The following is a 19028-nucleotide window of genomic DNA, read 5'->3' as shown; positions in this document are numbered from 1 at the left end:
TACATAGGTTTAATATATGGATATTGCAACTCTTCTCGGGGTCGTTGTTGGTTTTGCTCTTGTTGCTGGCGCCATTTTTATGGGGGGGAGTGTTGGCGATTTTATTAACGTACCGGGTGCTATGATTGTATTTGGTGGTTCCGGTGCCGCTATTTTTGTAACGTTTCCTTTAGAGGAAGTGGCGTTTGCTGTTGCAAGCGTTGTAAAGGTTTTTGCTTCCCGCCGTACTAAGATTCCAGAAGTTGTTAATACAATGGTTCGTATTGCAGAAATCAGCCGTCGTGAAGGTTTGGTTGCTCTGGAAAATATTAAAACCGAAAGCCCGTTGTTAAAAAAAGCATGTCAGCTTATTGCAGATAATGCTGATCCAGATATTATCCATGACACATTAAAAATTGAAATTTTGTCCATGAAGCGTAGGCAGAATATTGCGATTGCTGTTTTCAACAGACTCGGCGCAGTAGCTCCGGCGTTCGGAATGATCGGTACTCTTATCGGTCTGGTTCAGATGCTTGCACATTTGGATGACCCTTCCAGCATCGGCCCTGCAATGGCTATTGCGTTGCTCACAACATTCTATGGTGCACTGCTTGCTAACCTTTTGTTCCTGCCTATGGCTGGTAAGCTGAAGGCGAGAACTCTTCAGGAAGAGGTTCAGCTCAATATTATTTTTGAAGGCGCCAAGTGTATTCTGGAAAACAACAACCCTCGCTTAGTATATGAAAAACTGAGTTCATTCATCTCTCCAGAGGACAGAAAAGATGTTCGAAGATAGAGACGACTACGCATTCGTGGACGATGTCGGGGATTCCTCCGATGAAGGTACTTGGCTAACAACCTTTGCAGATATGGTAACGTTGTTGCTGGCCTTTTTCGTGCTCCTTTTTTCCATGTCAGTTATTGACCAGAAACAGTTTACGGACTCGTTTTTAACAGTTCGTCAGGTGTTCGGCGGCGATAACGAAAATTTACTTACATCACCTGTACGACAGGACGACACCGCAATTTTAGAGTCCGTCCGTTTACAGAAGCAGTTAATTGAAGCACAACGTAAAGTGTATTCAGATATGCGAACCTACCTTAATCAAAAAGGTTTGGAAGGGCAGATTGGCTCTGTTTTTGATGAAGGTGTGATTACACTGCGACTTCCATCTGCTGCCATGTTTGAAAACGGCAAGGTGACTGTTAGCCCTAACGGCTACAAATTGTTAGAGGAAATGCGTCAGTTGTTTGTGAAGAACAAAGCTCAGACTATCAATATCAAAGGGTATACCGATGATTTGAAACCGAGTTCTTCCAGCCGTTATCGGGACAACTGGGAAATATCAGCATTGCGTGCGGTCAATGTTCTGCGTTACTATATTGAGCACGGCATCGAGTCTCAGCGATTAACAGCTACAGGACTTGGTGATCTTGACCCGCTCATGCCTAATACTAATGAGGCAAATAGATCGCAGAATAGAAGAGTTGAATTTGTTTTTGAAAGACGGGTGGGCAAGTAGCCATGAGTAATCTCGAATTTACTATGCCAACGGGTAATGAGCGTCGTAGAGCTTTTAGAGCAAAGGCTTACGGTATTGCGGTTACCTTTGAAGAGCAAAATGTGACTTGCGATATTCTGGACGTCAGTGTAACAGGGTTCGCGATAAAAAATGAGTTAGTATCCATAAAAGAGGGCGCTGAATACTCTGTTTCTATTCTTGTTGCGGGAAAGGCTTACCTTTCCGATCTCACTTGCAGAGTGGTCAGAATACTCGATAATGGAATAATTGGCTGCGATTTCCGCACTCTTGATCGCAGGCAGGAAGCACGGCTCGATAGGCTTGTGCTTGAGCTGCAAAAGCGGATGATCGCTAAGAAAAGAGAACAATCTGCAGCTGAATAGGCTGCAAAAAATCGAGGGTAATACGTGCAGAATACAAACCACAAGGTGCTGGTGGCGAATCGAGGGGAAATTGCCATCCGTATCATGCAGGCTTGTCAAAAGCTTGGATTGGGTTTTGTCTGTGTTTACACTGCAGAAGATAGTGCTTCTGGTCATGTTCGCATGGCTAAGGAGCATGGAGGCGAAAAAAGCCTCTATCGTGTTTCTTCCTATCAGGATGCAAACGAACTGTTGGCTGTGGCGGATGAGTCAGGTGCGACTGCTATTCATCCAGGCTATGGCTTTTTTGCAGAAGACTATCGTTTTGCGCGCCGTGTAACACAGCGTGAAAATAAGCTTATTTTTATCGGTCCTTCATGGAGACTTATCCGTGAACTGGGCGATAAAATTAATACAAAACGCCTTGCGCGAAGCTTGCAGGTACCAACCGTACCGGGCTCTGACCGCCCAGTGTACGACGAACTTGAAGCTGAAAAGATTGCTCGTCAACTTTTCGAGTTTCAGGAAGAACAGGGCATTGAACGCCCTATGGTACTCGTAAAAGCATCCGCAGGTGGTGGCGGCATGGGTATTGAAGAGGTATACGATATTGACCTCTTTAAATCCGTATACCGTCGTATCCGCAGCTATTCTCTTCGTCACTTCAGCGACGAAGGTGTGCTTATCGAACAGCGCATCAAAGACTTCAACCACTTGGAAGTACAGGTTGTGTCCGACCGTACTGGTAAAAATCCAGTACATTTTGGCACACGTAACTGCTCTATCCAGTCAACTGGTCTTCAGAAACGCCTTGAAATTGCGCCGGGTTTTGACCCAAGCTCCATTAACTACACATTCGACGCCCAGAAAGTTCTGGACGATATTACCGAATACTCCCTCGCTATGGCGCGCAAGGTCGGCTATGATAACGTTGGAACCTGGGAATGGATCGTGACCCGCGACGGTCGTCCGTTTCTCATGGAAGTTAACACACGTATTCAGGTTGAAAACGGTGTGTCTGCCATGATTTCCCGCGTTAAAGGCAAAGCCGGTGTTGACCTTATTGCAGAGCAGATTCGAGTCGGTTTAGGGGAACCTCTGGGATATGGTCAGGATGACATCACCTTCGAAGGTGTTGGCATTGAGTACCGTCTCATTGCAGAAAATCCGGAGATTAAATTCACTCCGTGGGTTGGCTGCATTGAGGGTTTTGGTTGGGATAAACACGAATGGCTTGAAATGCATTCTCACGTTCCTACGGACGTTGCGTATGACATTCCAACTGAGTTCGACCCGAACCTTGCCCTTGCCATTATCTGGGGTAAAGATCTGTCTGAGGTAAAGAAAAACGGTAAGAAATTCTTGGATGAATTGCGTCTCACAGGCCGCAATCTGGGTGGCGAGTCACTCAAGTCCAACGTTAATTTCCTGCGTACTAAAACTGACATCATTCTTAAGTTTTAGCACCTCGCCGGAACTCTCAGTAAAGCATTATCAACCCCGCCTAGCGGCGCGGGGGAGACTATATGGATACCGAAAAGAGAACACAGCATTTAACCGAGCGTCTTACGTACATCAAAGACGTTTTCGGTAATAAGCAGCAGGAAAATATCCGTCTGCTTGAGTCAAAACTTGAAGAATTCATTCAGCGCGAGAACGGCTTGTCTACTGAAGACAAGTTCGCAGCACTCGCGACGCTTGAAGATCTTTTTGGTTTTGTCGAACGCAATCTTGAAAACGAACTTACCGCGATGGACAAGGTACGCATTGTACGACATTCCCAGCGTATTTGTCTTCGTGATATTTTAGAAAACGTATACGATAACTACACCGAAATCGGTGGTAAAGACGAAAACAGCATTGATCCATCAATGTTGATTGCTCGTGCGTACATTACTCGTCGCAGCGGCAAGCGTGTTTACCATCAGCCGGTTATGGTTATTGGTCAGGAAAAAGGGCACGGCGAAGAGTTTCGTAACGGTGGCTCTGTAAAGCCTTGGGGTAACGCAAAGGCGTTGCACTACATGAAGGTTGCAGAAACCGAGAACATTCCTGTGCATACTTTTGTATTCACTCCGGGTTCTTTCCCTGTTGAAGAAGCACCTGGCGCAGCACAGCAGATTGCAAAAAACCTGTATGAAATGGCAGCACTCAGTGTACCAGTTGTAGCAGTCTTCTCCGAAGGTGGCTCCGGTGGTGCAGAAGCTATCGGTCTTGCTGATAGTCGTCTGATGCTCTCACACGGGTACTATTCTGTTATTTCCCCTGAAGGTGCGGCAGCTATTGAAGGCCGTCTTCGTGATGGGAAACGTGCTGGACCGGAGCTTGTTGAAAAATGCGCACATCAGCTTAAAATTACTGCTGATGATAACGTGCGCATGGGATACATTGATCATAAAATTCAGGAACCGGCACTTGGTGCTCGTCCTTACCATTACGATTTCTTCCGTACTTTGCGTCAGGAAGTTATCCGCGCAACTGACGAAGTTGTTCTGAACGTAAAAGGATTTTCTCCTTTCCGTGCTATGGCACTGCGTCGTCGTAAAGGTAAATCTATTGAAGATCTTGATCTTGAAAACATCCATGTACGCTGGAGCTTGAGCAGAAAGGCTCGCAATCGTCTTATCGCCAAGCGCCATGCTAAGTTTAATAAACTCTCCAAGTCTGCATTCATCGACCGTCGCCCGATTCATCGTCGCGTGGCAGCATGGTTCGTAGAAAAAGGTTGGGATACATATTCCTACTTTAAATACGATCTGTGGCGTTCACATCAGAAAAAACTGATGTACGCAGTGGAAGAAGTAGACGCGGAAGCCCGTGTTCTGATGGACAAAGTGAAAGGCCCTTGGAAAAAGCTTACTAAAGCTATTCCGGCCAGCAGCTCCAAAGCCGACAAAGAGAAAGAGCTTACTATGCTTTCTCAGTGGGACGAGGAAGATCAGGGCAAAGGCCAGTGGAGCTATATTTCTCCACGTGCTAAAGATGACCGTGCTATTACATGTCCAAACTCAGATACTCATGGTTGTCAGGACCTTTGGGCTCCTGACCTTTTCGGTGAGTATGCTGGCGTGTGTAACAGCTGTGGCCACCATTTCCCTATGGAATACCAGTGGTACATGCACAACATCTTTGATCCGGGCTCTATCTTTGAGTTTAACACTGAAGTTGAATCTGCTAACCCGCTCGGCTTTGAAGGCTTTGACCTTAAGCTTGAGCAGGCTAAGAATAAGACTGGTCTTAAATCTTCCTGCACCACCTTTGAGGCTCGCATTAACAACGTAAAAGTTGTTGTTGCAACCCTTATCGCACCGTTCCGCGGTGGTACTGTTGGTGCTGCAGAAGGTGAAAAGTTCATTCAGGCTGCCGAACGTGCGAAGAAAAAACGTTTCCCGTTCATCAGTTATGTTCATGGCACTGCAGGCATTCGTATTCAGGAAGGTGTTAACGGCGTAATTCAGATGCCTCGTTGTACAATGGCTGTTCGCCGTTACATCGACGCTGGTGGTCTGTACCTCGTTCTGTACGATACCAACTCTTACGCAGGCCCGCTTGCTAGTTTCCTTGGTTGTTCTCCTTACCAGTTCGCAATCCGTTCTTCTAACATCGGTTTTGCGGGTCCTGGTGTAATTAAAGAAACAACCGGTATGGATATTCCGCCAGATTACCATCGTGCCCAGAAGGCTCTCAGCCGTGGTCACATTCAGGGTATCTGGGACCGTCGTGATGCGCGACACAATTTATCTCAGGCGCTTATGACTATGGGCGGCCGTAACCTTTACTACAGATAGTGGAGGCTTTATATGCTCGACATTTCCAAACTTCTTGAAGAGATTAAAGCTTCTCCGTACGAAGAGCTGGTTATTACCGCTCCTCATACCGGCGTAGTATCCTTTGGTTCTATCAAAGAGGGTGATCGCGTTATTGGTGCAACAGGTACTTGGAACGAAATTCCCGGTACTGCACTTGCAACCTTGCAGCGCGAGCGCAACGACAAAATAATCCGTGCAACCCAGAAAGGTGTTGTTGAAAAAATCTACACTGAGCTTGAAGGCACATTTGTAGATGCAGGCACTGAACTTGTGCGCCTGCGTCACTTCCTCTCTAAAGATGAAGTTCTCAGCATCATTCTTAAAAAAGCATTATACTTGTTTGAAGCTCCTGAGCGTGCGAAGTACTACTTTGCACCAGAGGTTGATAGCAAGATTAAAAGTTCCGGTTCCCAGAGTGTCACTGTGCACGATGGTATGGAACTGTTCATTATGTCCCGTATGAAACGAGAAGCACCGCTTAACTATTCTGGACCGGACGGCGCAATTTACTCCGTTTATTTCCAGCATAATGAAAACGTTGATGCAGGTGCAGCTCTTATTGGTGTTTGTCCTCCGGATCAGCTCTCTCTTATTGAAGACGTAGTTGTCCGTGTACAAACCGAATGGGTTGAACAGGAGTAAGCATGGGTAAAGTTCTGCAGGTTCGCGTTTGGGCGTCTACGTACTCAGAAGAAGAAGTTCAGCAGGAATGGCCTCGTTTATTCGAGCTGGCCTTTCCTAGAGAACAGCAACGCTATATGGCAAAAAGCGGTGTGGTCGAAATGATCGAAACACTGGTGGATGCATGTCGCTTTGCTGAATGGTCTGATGAGTTGAAGGCGTATGCCAAAGAGCCGCTTGATGCGATTTTTTTGCTCCGTCAGGAGCTTGAAGAAGCATTAAGTGAGTGGAATCCTCAGAAAGCAAACCAGCTTACAGATAAAATAGAAGATGCATTATCAGACCTTGAAAAAGATTTACCGAACGAGTAAGAATCGTGGATAAGATTAATTTTAAGGAGTCCAATAATGCTGAATAAAGTGATGATCATCGGTCGTCTTGGTGCAGACCCTGAGTTGCGTTACGCGGCTAATGGTACGCCTATCGCTAACTTCAATGTAGCGACAGACGAATCCTACACTGACCGTGAAGGCAACAAGCAGGAACGCACTGAATGGCACCGAGTGGTTGTCTTCCAGCGTGTGGCTGAAAACTGCGCTAACTACCTTGGCAAAGGAAGCCTTGTGTATGTTGAGGGCGGACTTCAGACTCGCCAGTGGCAGGATCAGCAGAGTCAGACCCGGTATACTACGGAAATTAAAGCACAGAGAGTGCAGTTCCTCGATCGCAAGGGTGATTCCATGCAGCAGGGCGGCGGCGAACGTCGTTCCTACCAGCAGAATAACGCTCCGCGTCCGCAGCAGAACAACAACAATAATTTCCAGCCGCAGCAACAAAAGCAGCAGTATGATTCCGGTAATGAAGACCTTGGTCCGGCATTCCCATCCGAAGCAAGTGGAATGGACGACGTACCTTTCTGATATACGTACAGTTAAGACTGTAAATAAATATAAGCCAACCCGTTGAACGGGTTGGCTTTTTTTGTTATGTACACTTTTGGGCACAATGTCCCCAACTTGCCAGTCGCACGTAAAAAAAAGTGTAAATAAATATGAGCAAATTAAAAGTTAAGACGCTACGGTTTCCAAACGGTGAACGACTTCCTGTTTTGCTAAATCATATTACAGGACGACCTGAATTTTATCCTAATCTATACGCTGTCACCATGCTACGACAACGGGGACACGCTTCTGAAAGTATTGCCAGAGCGTTGCGTGAAATAAAATTGCTTTTGGATTATTTTTCTGAATCAAACATTGATGTGATGCAACGTGTTTGGAGCGGGAAACTATTTGTCCTTGATGAAATTGCTGGTCTGGGCAGATATTGCCAACAATCATTTAAAGGAACACGTAAAAAGACACGAAAAAAGAACGTGCATTTTTTAGATACATATAGGGACACTAATCTAACTGTCGAATCTGCAACAACTGCTAATCGTCTGAAGACAATTCGTCGTTTTTTAAGATGGGCAATTGAACTAGGCATCAGAAACCATAATTTGGATGCGAAGATCCGCAATCGGCTGCGACGAAATCAGACAAGGGTTTTGAACAATCTAGAAGCGCAAGTTCCGATGGTAACTGACCGTGGTACAGTTGATTCGCAAATGGCGTTAGATCCCGATGTAATTCAATTTCTGTATAATATAACTGACCCAGATTCTCCGCATAATCCATGGAAGAGCTATGTGGTGCGCTGGCGAAATGCTGTAATAATTCAAGTATTAATTCGTACAGGGATACGACGTGGGGAATTGTTGGGGCTAAAGATTGATGATTTGAATTTTCAAGATGAATCGCTGCTTGTTGCACGTCGCCCCGATGATCCCGAAGATCCTAGGCTACATCAGCCAAAGACAAAAACTAAAGCACGCGAAAAGGCGCTCACGACCGATTTGGTCAAGTTGCTGTATGATTTTGTTATAGATATTAGAAATAAGGTCGCCGGTACCGAATCCCACCCTTATATATTCATTTCATCTACAACAGGCAGACCGTTAGCCGCGACTTCATATAACGATATTTTCATAGTTTTGCGCAAAAAAATCGATCAGCTACCCAAAGAACTGACCGGACATATCTGCAGGCATACATATTCTACTAACCTAGCTGAAATTATGTATAAAAAGGGTCATTCCGAGGCGACGATAGAACGCATGCTGTGTATAGAAAACGGATGGCGGCGTTCATCTAAAATGACGGAACACTACACACAAAAAAAAACGAAGAAGCTAGGTAAAGAAGCCTCATTAACCGTTCAGGATCAATATAACTTCAAGGTGGTAAAAGATGAGGACAAATAGTGAACGCTCTTTGCATGACAGCACACAGATCAACGATGCTGACGAACTGTTACCTGAAATTGTGACAACTAAAAACGGAGCCTTATTTTGTCCACGAAATGACGTTTGGTCATATATAGATGCTGGGAAAAAAATACATTTGAACTTTCTTTCCTTGAAAGACGTGACCGCAGATTTTGTCCTTGGTTTAAAGCTCGTACTGGTATGGTGTGCAGAATATCAATCGCCAAGCACTCTAGGTAATAACTTTTCGAGTTTAAAACACTTTTTGTCCACTGTTTCCGACGGGCAACAGCTATCAGAAATTACTGATGTTCATATATTGAACTACCGTGCGACACTCACGAGGCAGAAGGAATATCAACTGGGGCGATTAAGAGGGTTTTTTAAACGATGGTATAAGCTAAGCGGCATAGGTATTACAGATAATGCTATTGCCGTTCTAAACGAATTGAAGTTGTCTGGAAATATTAAAGGAACTGCCGTTGCAACCCATCATCTGACAGAAGGACCATTCACCCATCTTGAACGCAGTGCGTTGTCGTCTACATTAGAACGCGGATATACTACAGGCAAAGTAACGACCGAAGATTTTTTGTTGTGCATTATTGTTATGTTTTTTGGCCTACGCCCTGCCCAAGTCGTGATGCTCAAGGTCTGCGATGTTAAATTGATCGAAAAAACAGATGGTTCTCTGGAATATCTGTTACGTATCCCGTCTGCAAAAAAACGCACCCGTGCTCGGACTAAATTTGCCGAACGAATTTTTAAAGACCCAGAAATTGGCAGACTTTTATGGAACTATGTACAAGATGTGAAAAACGATTTTGGTTCATTGGTTGACGATGTAGAGCAATTACCGTTGTTTCCAGAACGTCAAAAGAAAACGCTTACGTCTGGTCTATTCGCCTTTCATATGGAAAATAGTCGGGTAACAGAACGTCTGCAGAAGATCTTTCAACCATTGAATGTACGTTCCGAACGTACAGGTGACCCTATTCATATAGCAGCTACCCGTTTTCGTCGTACCGTAGGGACAGTCGCAGCTAATGAAGGGTGGGGGGAGCTGGTCATTGCGGAGCTGTTAGATCATACGGATACGCAAAATGCTGGCATCTATGTTGAAGCGACACCCGCCATCATTAAAAGGATAGACAAAAAGTTGGCATTGCACCTAGCACCGATTGCGCAGGCATTTGCAGGTAAACTGGTTGATGGACGGAACACACCTGATGGTGGTGACAAGCAACAGATCATCGCCCCTCAATATACACAAGACTTTGCTGTTGTTGGAACATGTGGACAGCATAGTTTTTGTTCATTTTCAGTACCATTAGGTTGTTATACCTGTGTGTTGTTTAATGCGTGGCTAGATGGCCCACATGAACAGATTTTAGAAAAATTGATAGCCGAACGTGAACGATTGGGGGAACTAGGCAATCGCATTGCGTCAGTCCACGATCTAACGATAAAAGCGGTGGCGGAAGTGGTCGCCATGTGCAAACAGCAAAACGACGAAATGGGAGCACTTGATGGCTAAAATCCTAATATTCACGCCCCAGCACGAATTAGACGCACAACGAAATCTGAATGATTTTATCGCATTTGCCCGTAATGATCTCACTGCGTTTGGTGAAGATTTGCAATTCGATGACTATGTGTGGGATATTACAGAATTCTTGCCTGTAAAAGGGATGGGGAGTAAGAGGCATAGAATTTTCTTCACAAAACAAACAGCAGCTACAAAAAATAAAGACAAACAACCATTTCCTGTTTTTTTCCAACCATTTGCCAAAGCATATCTGCGATACATTTTTACGCGCAGACCAGTGCAAAATTTAGCACGCCAACTGGAAGCATTGCGGATGCTAGAAATAGCATTGACCGAAAATGATATCGAAATCCCCATTATTCAAATTGATGCAGGCATTCTGAATAGGGCTGCACAGTTAACAAAACAGCATTATAGCAAAAGTGTGGCGTACAAAACGGGGGGACAACTACAAAAAATTGCCGATTTTTTAGATGAAAAATGGTTAGTGATGGTATCATTAAACTGGAAAAATCCTATTAATCGACAAAAGGATCCAATGGGTCGGTGTGGTGCAGAAGCGGAAAAACGGCGTCAAGAAAAAATGCCGTCTCAAGAATTGTTATTAGGCGCATTGCCACATATTTTTCGAACGGCAACAGAAGACAGGCACATTTTAATCGCATCAATTGCTGTCCTCATGTGTAGTGCACCTGATCGCATTAGTGAGGTTTTGACGCTGCATCAAGATTGCGAGGTCACTTTTTCTGACGGCGAAGATGAAGCCTACGGACATAGGTGGGTGCCGTCAAAGGGTGCCAGACCTATGATTAAATGGCGTGTTACTGTACTGGTTGATGTAGCACGTGAGGCGATGAAAAGAATCCGAAGAATCACCCAGCCTGCCCGTGATATAGCCAAGTGGTATTATGAAAACCCCAACGAAATTTTTCTTCCAGCGGATCTTGCTTATTTACGCAATCAGGAATGGCTGTCATCGGCAGAAATAAATTTAGTGCTATGGGGGGGGCGAAAAAAAGCAAAATCAGCCCAAGAGTGGTGTAAAACTAGAAAGATACCTTATAAAAAAGTAGGTAACGCACATCATTTTTCTTTTTCTAGTATTGAACAGGCAGTTCTAAAAATGCTCCCTATACATTTCCCGTATGCTGACAACACGAAAAACCTGCTTTTGCACGACGCATTAATGGTTGCTCCCAAAGATATGTTTGCTAAAAAGTACCAGAACTATAGCTGCTTAATAGAACCGATAACCATGGGGCAAATGGATGATGGGCTTGCAGGACGCACAGGGGCAAAAAAAACCAGTGTGATCTCCATTTTTAAGGAATTCGGATTAACAGAAATAGATGGTAGTCCAATGACTGTCCATACTCACGAATTTCGACATTATTTGAATACGAAATCGCAACAAGCTGGTGTGGGTGAACTGGATATTGCCAAATGGAGCGGGCGGGTCGATTTGCGCCAAAATGATGATTACGATCATAGCACATCAAAAGATATTGTAAAAATGGTTAGAAATACTGTAGGGAACACAGATACCGGTTTAGCCCCTATTACTGCAGCACCAAAGCAGAAAAACTTGATAAAGCGTGACGATTTTGCACAGCTGCAAATCACGACAGCACATACGACAGACTTTGGGTACTGCGTTCATGATTACACTATGTCAACATGTGATAAGTATCTGGATTGTATTAATTGTAATGAACATGTTTGCCTTAAAGGGGATAGTACAAAAACAGCACGTATTCGACAACAGTTGGAAGAACAAGAAGCACTGCTAGAGCAGGTAACTGCAGAAGTAGAACGACGAAAAAGTGACTCCAAAAAGCGTAACGATAAAATTGATCGCTGGTATGAACATCATGCACATACTACCAACCTTTTGCGTAAACTTTGTGATATAATGGATGACCCTAATATCCCTACAGGTAGTGTAATTCAGTTGCGCGATATCAGACCAGCGTCACGAATTGGGCAAGCTGCTAATGAAAAATTGACTGCAAAAAGAAAAAAGAAAAAAAAAGAAGAAAAAGCGCTTAGACGATCACTAGCAATGTAAGAGGGGAATGCGCAGATGCGAAGGAAGAAAAGAGGACGAAATTTAGACGATGAAATGATAGAAGAAATCGTTCAAATATTAGATGGATGGCAAGGAAAAATAACGTGGGCTTTGTTTGCAGAAAAAATAGAAAAACGAACGGGACGGGTCTACTCCCGCCAAACTTTAAGCAACCATCTCCGTATACAAAAAGCGTATCAAGATCGAAGAAACCAATTAACCAGAACACGACCACGTACAGAACGAAGTCCTGAAAGTTTTACGCCCAAAGAAGTGCAGGCTTTAATAGATCGTAATAAGAACTTGACTGCAGAAAATGAACGTTTGGCGGCAGAAAATGAACGACTGCTATTGCAGTTTATAGTTTGGTCAACCAATGCGTCTATAAAAGGGCTGGATGAAGCATATTTGAATCGTTCATTAGCAGAAGTTGATCGTGATGCTACACCAGAAGCATCATAGTAATACGTGATGTGATCATCGGAGGGCATAATGGGACAAAGCGGTAAGGAAATCGGACAAAAATACATGCACATATTGCAGCAGTATCTGAATGAAACAACCCAGCTGCCGGTCGGTTCTAACGGTATGCTTAACATGTCTAAAATTGCTGCTGATGCTGGAGTACCGCGCCAGTCGTTATACAAGAACCCACGGATGAAAACGCTATTGGAGGACGCCCGAAAATCACGGGGTATCCCCAGTCTCCCCGCCGTTAAAACAGCGTCATCCAAATCGTCTACTGGGGCTGTCAAATCCGGTGCTGCAACAGAACATCCGACCAAACAGCGCCAAATGGAGCGTCGCATCATCCAGCTGGAACAAAAAAATGCCGTACTGGTCGCTGAAAACGCAGAACTTCGACAACAGTTAGTTGCCCTACGTCAGCAAATGGGACGTGAGGACATGACAATTCAAACAGGCCGACGCATCCCGGAACCACCACGCCATGCCTGATTCCACAACACTGACCGTCAGCACGCTAACGTATCTGGCACCTGATGGCGCTGTCATTTTTTCTGGGCGCAGCCCAGATGGGAACAGCGTTCGTGTTGTTGCAGGAAAAAACATCATGCCTCGTCCTCCCGTTGTTGGAGAACTATGGGATATTGCGGGAAAATTTCGAGAACATTCCAAGTACGGGTGGCAGTTGTATGCGCAGCATGCCCGCTACGTGGTGCCCAAGGGGCGGTTACTTGTCCGCTATTTGGCAGACCATCCTAGCTTTTCAGGCATCGGCATAGGCAAGGCGCAAACCATCTATGATGCGTTCGGTGACCAGCTTGTGGATCTGCTGAATGCAGGGGATGCAGAACGATTATCCAGTGTATTGTCGGCATCCATGGCTAGTCAGCTAGTCAGTGTATGGGCGGAAAATCAAGCGGAAGCCGCAGTGGTTGCATTTCTGGACGAGCACGGATTTGATATCCGGCTGGCAAACAAGCTCCGCCGTGTCTGGGGAACACAAGCAATTCAGATGTTGGAACGTAATCCCTATTACATGCTGGCGTTTACATCATGGACACGAACCGATGCCGCTGCTACGAAAATGGGACTGCAATTAGACGATACTCGCCGTTTGGTAGGCGCTGTAGAAGCAGTGCTCTATTCACGACTGCATGATGGTCATACGATGACCCCCATACAAATCCTGCATGAACGTTTACCAGCCCTTCTGGGACGTTGGGTGACCGATAACGACGTTCGCACTGCAATCGCCCTTGCGACGTCTGAAAACGCTATTGTAGGCGATGATAATGGATTCCAGCCTGTGGGGGCTGCTTCGTTGGAACAACGCATTTCTGAACGCATCCATTCCATGCTGAATCATAAACGTGATCAACGCATGACACAAGGGGGCCTGTTCCCAACCGCATCTGCCCATGATGCGTTCATAAGCACCGCGATTGCTGAAAATGAACAGCACCAAGGCTTCGCATTAAATGCACAACAACGGGCAGCAGTTAACATGGTGTTTAAAGCACCATTCAGTGTACTGACTGGCGGTGCTGGGGTCGGGAAAACCACAGTGCTGCGGGTAATTCATTCTGTTGCCAGCAAAATGCGGATTGACGTCGTGCAAATGGCATTGGCGGGAAGAGCTGCTAAACGAATGGGTGAAGCGTCTGGGCATGATGCTATGACCATTGCTAAATTTTTACATCTTGTACGGACGGGACAGCTGGAAGTCGCTTCCGGCAGTCTGATTGTTATTGATGAGGCATCGATGCTGGATCTGACATCCATGTTTCAGATATTACGGCATGCGCCGATGGATGTCAGGATTCTACTAATCGGTGATGCAGCACAGCTGCCGCCAATCGGGTTTGGATTAGTTTTCCATCAACTGGCATCCAGTGCTGTGGTTCCTCGTGTAGAATTGACAGAAGTACACCGTCAAGCAGCAGAAACAGGGATTCCACTTATTGCCGCATCCATTCGTGAACACATAGTTCCCGACATTTCGCCCTATGCAGGAACACAGACGGGAATATCATTTATTGAATGCGACAACGACGGGGTAACATCTGTCCTGCAGCGTTTGGCAAACGACTGGGACGGTGATGAATGGCAGGTGTTATCTGCGATCCGAATGGGGACAGCCGGCATTAATGCTGTGAATGCATTTTTTCATGAATCAAGTGCAAAGAATGAACCTGACTATCCAGTGGCAATAGGCGAACCGGTCATCCATCTCGTTAACGATTATGAACGGGGGCTGATGAACGGTACTCTGGGACGTGTTGTTGATGTCGACGAGGGTAAAATCCACGTTGATTTTGAAGGGACAGTACACGCCATTCCCGCAGCAGAAGCAGCAGAACGACTAGAATTAGCCTACGCAATTTCGGTACATAAAGCGCAAGGGAGCCAGTTTGATAGGGTTGCCGTTGTTGTAACGCAATCTAGGATTTTGGATCACGCATTGATCTACACCGCACTGACCCGTGGTGTCGAACAGGTCGTGTTTGTCGGGGGTCGGGAAGCATTTGAAACGGCAGTACGAGCACCTGCATTCACACAACAGCGACATGTGGGAGCTGTTGTTTAATGACTAAGTTTTGTGTAACTATTTGAAATTAATACATTGTTCTCGTGTGTGTTTTTTGTAAAACAAAATATTAAATAAGAAATCGTTTTAATAAAGGAGGTTGTGAATATGTCCAGTACGCGAATTGTTAAAATTGAATCAGCTTATTCCATACATTTTTCCAAACTCAACGGCCCTTCGATGTTTTCAGCCATGATAAGCGCTGCCGAAGATGCCGGTATAGAAAAAATGAACATTAGTGAACCAGTTACGGTTACATATCAATCTGAATACACGGGAAACCGAGTTCAGGACTATCATAAAGTTAAAGAAGGCGTAACATTCTACGATTTGGTTGATTTCAAGAAATTAGCAGACTTCGTAAAATTTGACCCAACAGCAAAAATTACAGTACGCGCTAAAGCTGCAGGTGCCAGCGCTGTCGATTTTGTGCTTAGTCGTCAAGAAGTACACTAGATATAGCCTGTCGCTGAGTTTGGTGTGATGATCGCACAGCAGAAGTTTAACGAGATTAATTAAAAAAATGCCCCTACTACCTTGCTGTAAAAAATCGCAAGAAGGTCTTTTCTATGTTCTTTGGGCTATTAGGGTAAATCAATATTTGATTCATAAAAAAACAGAAAGCTGCGGCAGTAGTTTTGGATAAAGGAAAGGGCGACCAAATGGCCGCCCTTTTTTTTATTATAGATAGTTCCGTGACACTCGAAAGTGTTTCGACGGCTACCCCTGACCTATCCCCTTCGGGGCCAGCAAGTCCTAATAATTACTGGTGAATTTGTTTTATGAGAACATACAATTCTTGAGGTGTGCTTGGGGCTGACTGCGGAACCTCGGCTTGCCCGTCACATTGCGGGTGCGACCATCTCTCTCCGTAACTATTAACGGCGGGGTCATTCCTTCCTCCCAAGCTGCTTTTGTGTAGCTAGTCTAGCTACAACCTCTAAGTCATGATGTTGGCTCACAAGACAGAAAGTTTGATCAGACTTTCATTCGTTGCTCTTGTTTCCCCCACCTTATCGAATACCAGCTATTTTAGGTTCGCTGGCCACGGAGGCGGATGTCAAAAATGTTGACATGGGGCACCTCCCAAAATGTTTTAAAATGATTGTAACTAATCATTTTAGTAGGGAAATTTTTTTATAAAAATCGTGGCAACATGTCAACTGCTATATGTTTAAATTGACAATGATGAAAACTTCAATTTGAGACTGTCTGCTCGACGGGAAAGCTTACATTAAATGTAATCTTTAATGAGCAGGGCTTCATCTTTAGAATTAGTTTCTCGTAGCTGATCCACTGTCATCTTATTTTCAGCAAAGAAATTTACAATAAAATCTACCCAGTCTTCATTGTATAGATAGTCATTATGTGCTTCATCGTAATGGCAATACTTAGTATTTGTATCAAAAGGGTCTTCTGCACCAGCTTTAGGGCGAATCTTAAAAATTCTTGTTAGCCAAGTATGAATATGGACTTTAAAATCGTTTGAACCAAGTTTTTCGTTTACATTGGTACAGACTGCTCCAGGTCTAAACTTGCCAATGTTGCGCCCTTCAACAGTGACCCGTTTATCTTTTATCAAAGCTCCAATTGATTCACACATTTTGCGATCTTCTTCTGCTAGCTGACTTAGCGGAATAAATTCAATTGCAACATCCCCTCTGTTGGTATTGCTAACCTTAGGAATTGCCATCAGTTTAATGCTAAATTCAGGTGCATGGAAAACTTCTTCAGATAGCGATGTCCTATAGTCATCAATGAATTTTTTGATGTCTTGCACATCTTTTGCCAATGCTGATTTGTTCGCTTTAATTTGACTGCCTTGTCTGATGTGTGACAGTTGGAGTGCAAACACCAATGATTCGTGAAGAGCATGATCCTCACCAAATAATTTGATGAGTAAGCTTTCATAGTTGAATAAAAAAGATTGGCATTCTCCAAAAATTGAAACATCAACTTCTTTCTTATTGATATGACGATGTTCAATTTTATTGCGGATTGCAATGAAGAACTTGATGTTCTTAACAACAGGTTCAGGAAGATTGTCTGTGTCGTTTAATTTATCGTATTGGTTGATGCAGGTTGTTAGTTCCCAAGCAAGTTTTTCACCATTTTTCTTTTTATATCTTCCAGTTGATTCTTTGTAGTAATATTTATCCCCAATCGTAGCTTGAAAGTATGCATGAAACAGTTTTGTCCAAGCTATGACCATCATCGTTATATAGCCTTCACTTCTGAATGCTGTTCTCGGCTTGTTGTAGATTTCGATGGCAAGTAGAGCAGAATCAATTGATGACTCAAGAATACTTTTTGCTTTGCCTTTTCTAAGTGTAATGGGGAGATCGATTTCCATGCAAGTGCTCACTTCTACTGTATTTTAGGGGTATTGATGTTGTTTACACATCCAAATTTCAATCCGAATAGATACTATCCGATTTTCATAGTCAACCGATCGAGGCATTATCTGAATTCGGTTAACGGCTGTTGTATATGATCTTACTTAATACTGTGAGATCTTCATGTGGTATTTGTAGTGAATAAAATATCATGATATTTCAAGGTTATGGAGAGGGGGCTGGTGCGCTTGGTTGCGTAGTAGAAATAAAGAATATTCAATGTTTGATATAAAAAGCTTTGGAAGTAACGGGGTTACCTATTGTAATTTAAGTACATAGGACTTCTGTCAGGCGTATTGCAATCGTTTTTTACTATGCCTAGTTGATTGCCATAAGCAGTAAAATAATGATCCGCCTTGGTAAAAACAGGTGGTTACTTTTGTTGTATTTAAATCTGTTTGATCAAAATAAAACTATATTTAAGTATGTTAGACAATTAAGCCAAATTCTAGTAGCGGAAGTGAGTAGTCACTAAGGGGTGATAGTAAAAGATCAATTACTTGAATAGAATAGACTTTGGGGCAACCATGAAAGAATTGTTTTCTGGTATATCATTAGAAAAACAAGATGACTATTCTGTATGTCATGTTGTTGAGTTGTCAGATGAAATAAAAGATCTGATACGAAAAAATTTTTCTTCAATTTGTCACGGGGCAGCTGTGGTGGAAGATGTTGACCCTGAAGACTATGGTGATATTTATAGTTATTACAGTACAATAGAGTCTTTTTTGGATCGTTATAACAAGAAGTCGGAAGCAACGCAGAAAGGGATTGTCGGTGAGTTGTTAGCTCATATTATTTTGACTGAAGTCCTTGGTGATTTTGATGTCGTTTCTGCTTTTTTTAACCAAGAAGAAAAATCAATTAAGAAAGGGTTTGATCTTATTTTGGCCAAACCCTCTGCAGGGTCTGTTTGGATAACAGAAGTAAAGTCTGGAACTTTACATAAAGATAAAAATGTTGATCAGACAACTGCCGAATTTTTAGGGTTAGCAAAAAATGACTTAAAGAAGCGTCTTAATGAACAAGAAAAGATGTATTGGTACAATGCCGTTAGCTCAGTGCGTAATGCTGTAGCAGAAGACAAAGATTTCAAAAAAGCGCTTGTACGTATTTTAAAAGATAGTGGAAAGGCTACAACTACAGGACAAGCTACCAGTAAAGATCATTGCGTTATTCTTGTTTCAAATATTTTTGAATCACTGAAAAACAAAATTACTAACAAGCCTGCCAAAAAATGCCTTGCTGATTTGAAAAAAGCAGGAACATTTAGCGATACAATTGTTGTTAATATTCAGAAAAGTACCTTTTCTAAGGTTGTAGATTTTTTACAATCTGAATTAACAGCGAAAGGGAATTGA

The 19028-nt window shown here is 43.7% G+C and carries 17 protein-coding genes; 16 read left to right on the top strand and 1 reads right to left on the bottom strand.

The window, feature by feature from the left end; all coding sequences use genetic code 11:
* Positions 1-16 precede the first annotated feature (16 nt).
* From MKHDV_RS09435 to MKHDV_RS09365, 15 genes are all read left to right on the top strand, one after another.
* Positions 17-775 carry a motility protein A gene (locus MKHDV_RS09435; RefSeq protein ID WP_160714630.1) on the top strand — a complete coding sequence of 253 codons (759 nt, stop codon included), beginning with the start codon at positions 17-19 and terminating at the stop codon, positions 773-775.
* Positions 762-1502: a flagellar motor protein MotB gene (locus MKHDV_RS09430; protein ID WP_160714628.1), complete on the top strand. Its 741-nt coding sequence runs from the start codon at positions 762-764 to the stop codon at positions 1500-1502. Before MKHDV_RS09435 ends, MKHDV_RS09430 begins: the two co-directional genes overlap by 14 nt.
* Positions 1503-1504: 2 nt before the next feature.
* Positions 1505-1885, top strand: coding sequence for a PilZ domain-containing protein (locus tag MKHDV_RS09425; RefSeq protein ID WP_160714626.1), 381 nt, complete (start codon positions 1505-1507; stop codon positions 1883-1885).
* Positions 1886-1909: 24 nt separating this feature from the next.
* The gene (locus tag MKHDV_RS09420; protein ID WP_160714624.1) at positions 1910-3328 is read left to right on the top strand and encodes a biotin carboxylase N-terminal domain-containing protein; all 1419 of its coding nucleotides are present in this window, start codon (positions 1910-1912) and stop codon (positions 3326-3328) included.
* A 62-nt stretch (positions 3329-3390) separates the two neighbouring features.
* Positions 3391-5652: a carboxyl transferase domain-containing protein gene (locus MKHDV_RS09415; protein WP_160714622.1), complete on the top strand. Its 2262-nt coding sequence runs from the start codon at positions 3391-3393 to the stop codon at positions 5650-5652.
* Between the two features lie 12 nt (positions 5653-5664).
* Entirely contained in the window at positions 5665-6315 is a 651-nt protein-coding gene (locus MKHDV_RS09410) for a biotin attachment protein (RefSeq protein ID WP_160714620.1), read from the top strand.
* 2 nt (positions 6316-6317) lie between these two features.
* A complete protein-coding gene (locus MKHDV_RS09405; RefSeq protein ID WP_160714618.1) occupies positions 6318-6665 on the top strand; it encodes a hypothetical protein in 348 nt (115 codons plus the stop codon).
* 36 nt (positions 6666-6701) lie between these two features.
* On the top strand, positions 6702-7214 hold the full coding sequence (locus tag MKHDV_RS09400; protein WP_160714616.1) for a single-stranded DNA-binding protein: 513 nt from the start codon (positions 6702-6704) through the stop codon (positions 7212-7214).
* Between the two features lie 131 nt (positions 7215-7345).
* Positions 7346-8599 carry a site-specific integrase gene (locus MKHDV_RS09395; RefSeq protein ID WP_160714614.1) on the top strand — a complete coding sequence of 418 codons (1254 nt, stop codon included), beginning with the start codon at positions 7346-7348 and terminating at the stop codon, positions 8597-8599.
* Positions 8586-10139 (top strand): site-specific integrase, encoded by a 1554-nt coding sequence (locus MKHDV_RS09390; protein WP_216846900.1) that lies wholly within the window; start codon positions 8586-8588, stop codon positions 10137-10139. The genes MKHDV_RS09395 and MKHDV_RS09390 overlap by 14 nt, the downstream gene beginning before the upstream one ends.
* Positions 10132-12219 carry an integrase gene (locus MKHDV_RS09385; protein WP_160714612.1) on the top strand — a complete coding sequence of 696 codons (2088 nt, stop codon included), beginning with the start codon at positions 10132-10134 and terminating at the stop codon, positions 12217-12219. Before MKHDV_RS09390 ends, MKHDV_RS09385 begins: the two co-directional genes overlap by 8 nt.
* Positions 12220-12234: 15 nt before the next feature.
* Positions 12235-12681, top strand: coding sequence for a hypothetical protein (locus MKHDV_RS09380; protein ID WP_160714610.1), 447 nt, complete (start codon positions 12235-12237; stop codon positions 12679-12681).
* Between the two features lie 30 nt (positions 12682-12711).
* Positions 12712-13176 carry a hypothetical protein gene (locus MKHDV_RS09375; RefSeq protein WP_160714608.1) on the top strand — a complete coding sequence of 155 codons (465 nt, stop codon included), beginning with the start codon at positions 12712-12714 and terminating at the stop codon, positions 13174-13176.
* Complete coding sequence (locus tag MKHDV_RS09370; protein ID WP_160714606.1) at positions 13169-15271, top strand: AAA family ATPase; 2103 nt, start codon at positions 13169-13171, stop codon at positions 15269-15271. The genes MKHDV_RS09375 and MKHDV_RS09370 overlap by 8 nt, the downstream gene beginning before the upstream one ends.
* 108 nt (positions 15272-15379) lie before the next feature.
* Positions 15380-15727 (top strand): hypothetical protein, encoded by a 348-nt coding sequence (locus MKHDV_RS09365; protein WP_160714604.1) that lies wholly within the window; start codon positions 15380-15382, stop codon positions 15725-15727.
* Between the two features lie 778 nt (positions 15728-16505).
* On the opposite strand, the gene MKHDV_RS09360 is transcribed toward MKHDV_RS09365, so the two are convergent.
* Positions 16506-17624 (bottom strand): DUF3644 domain-containing protein, encoded by a 1119-nt coding sequence (locus tag MKHDV_RS09360; RefSeq protein ID WP_160714602.1) that lies wholly within the window; start codon positions 17622-17624, stop codon positions 16506-16508.
* A gap of 570 nt (positions 17625-18194) precedes the next feature.
* Here MKHDV_RS09360 and MKHDV_RS09355 point away from each other — a divergent pair.
* Positions 18195-19028 (top strand): Hachiman antiphage defense system protein HamA, encoded by an 834-nt coding sequence (locus MKHDV_RS09355; protein ID WP_160714600.1) that lies wholly within the window; start codon positions 18195-18197, stop codon positions 19026-19028.

The sequence above is a fragment of the Halodesulfovibrio sp. MK-HDV genome (genome assembly GCF_009914765.1).
In the GTDB taxonomy this organism is placed as follows: Bacteria; Desulfobacterota; Desulfovibrionia; order Desulfovibrionales; family Desulfovibrionaceae; genus Halodesulfovibrio.
The sequence above is the reverse complement of the archived record's forward strand: the minus strand, read 5'-3'. Positions and strand labels throughout refer to the sequence as shown.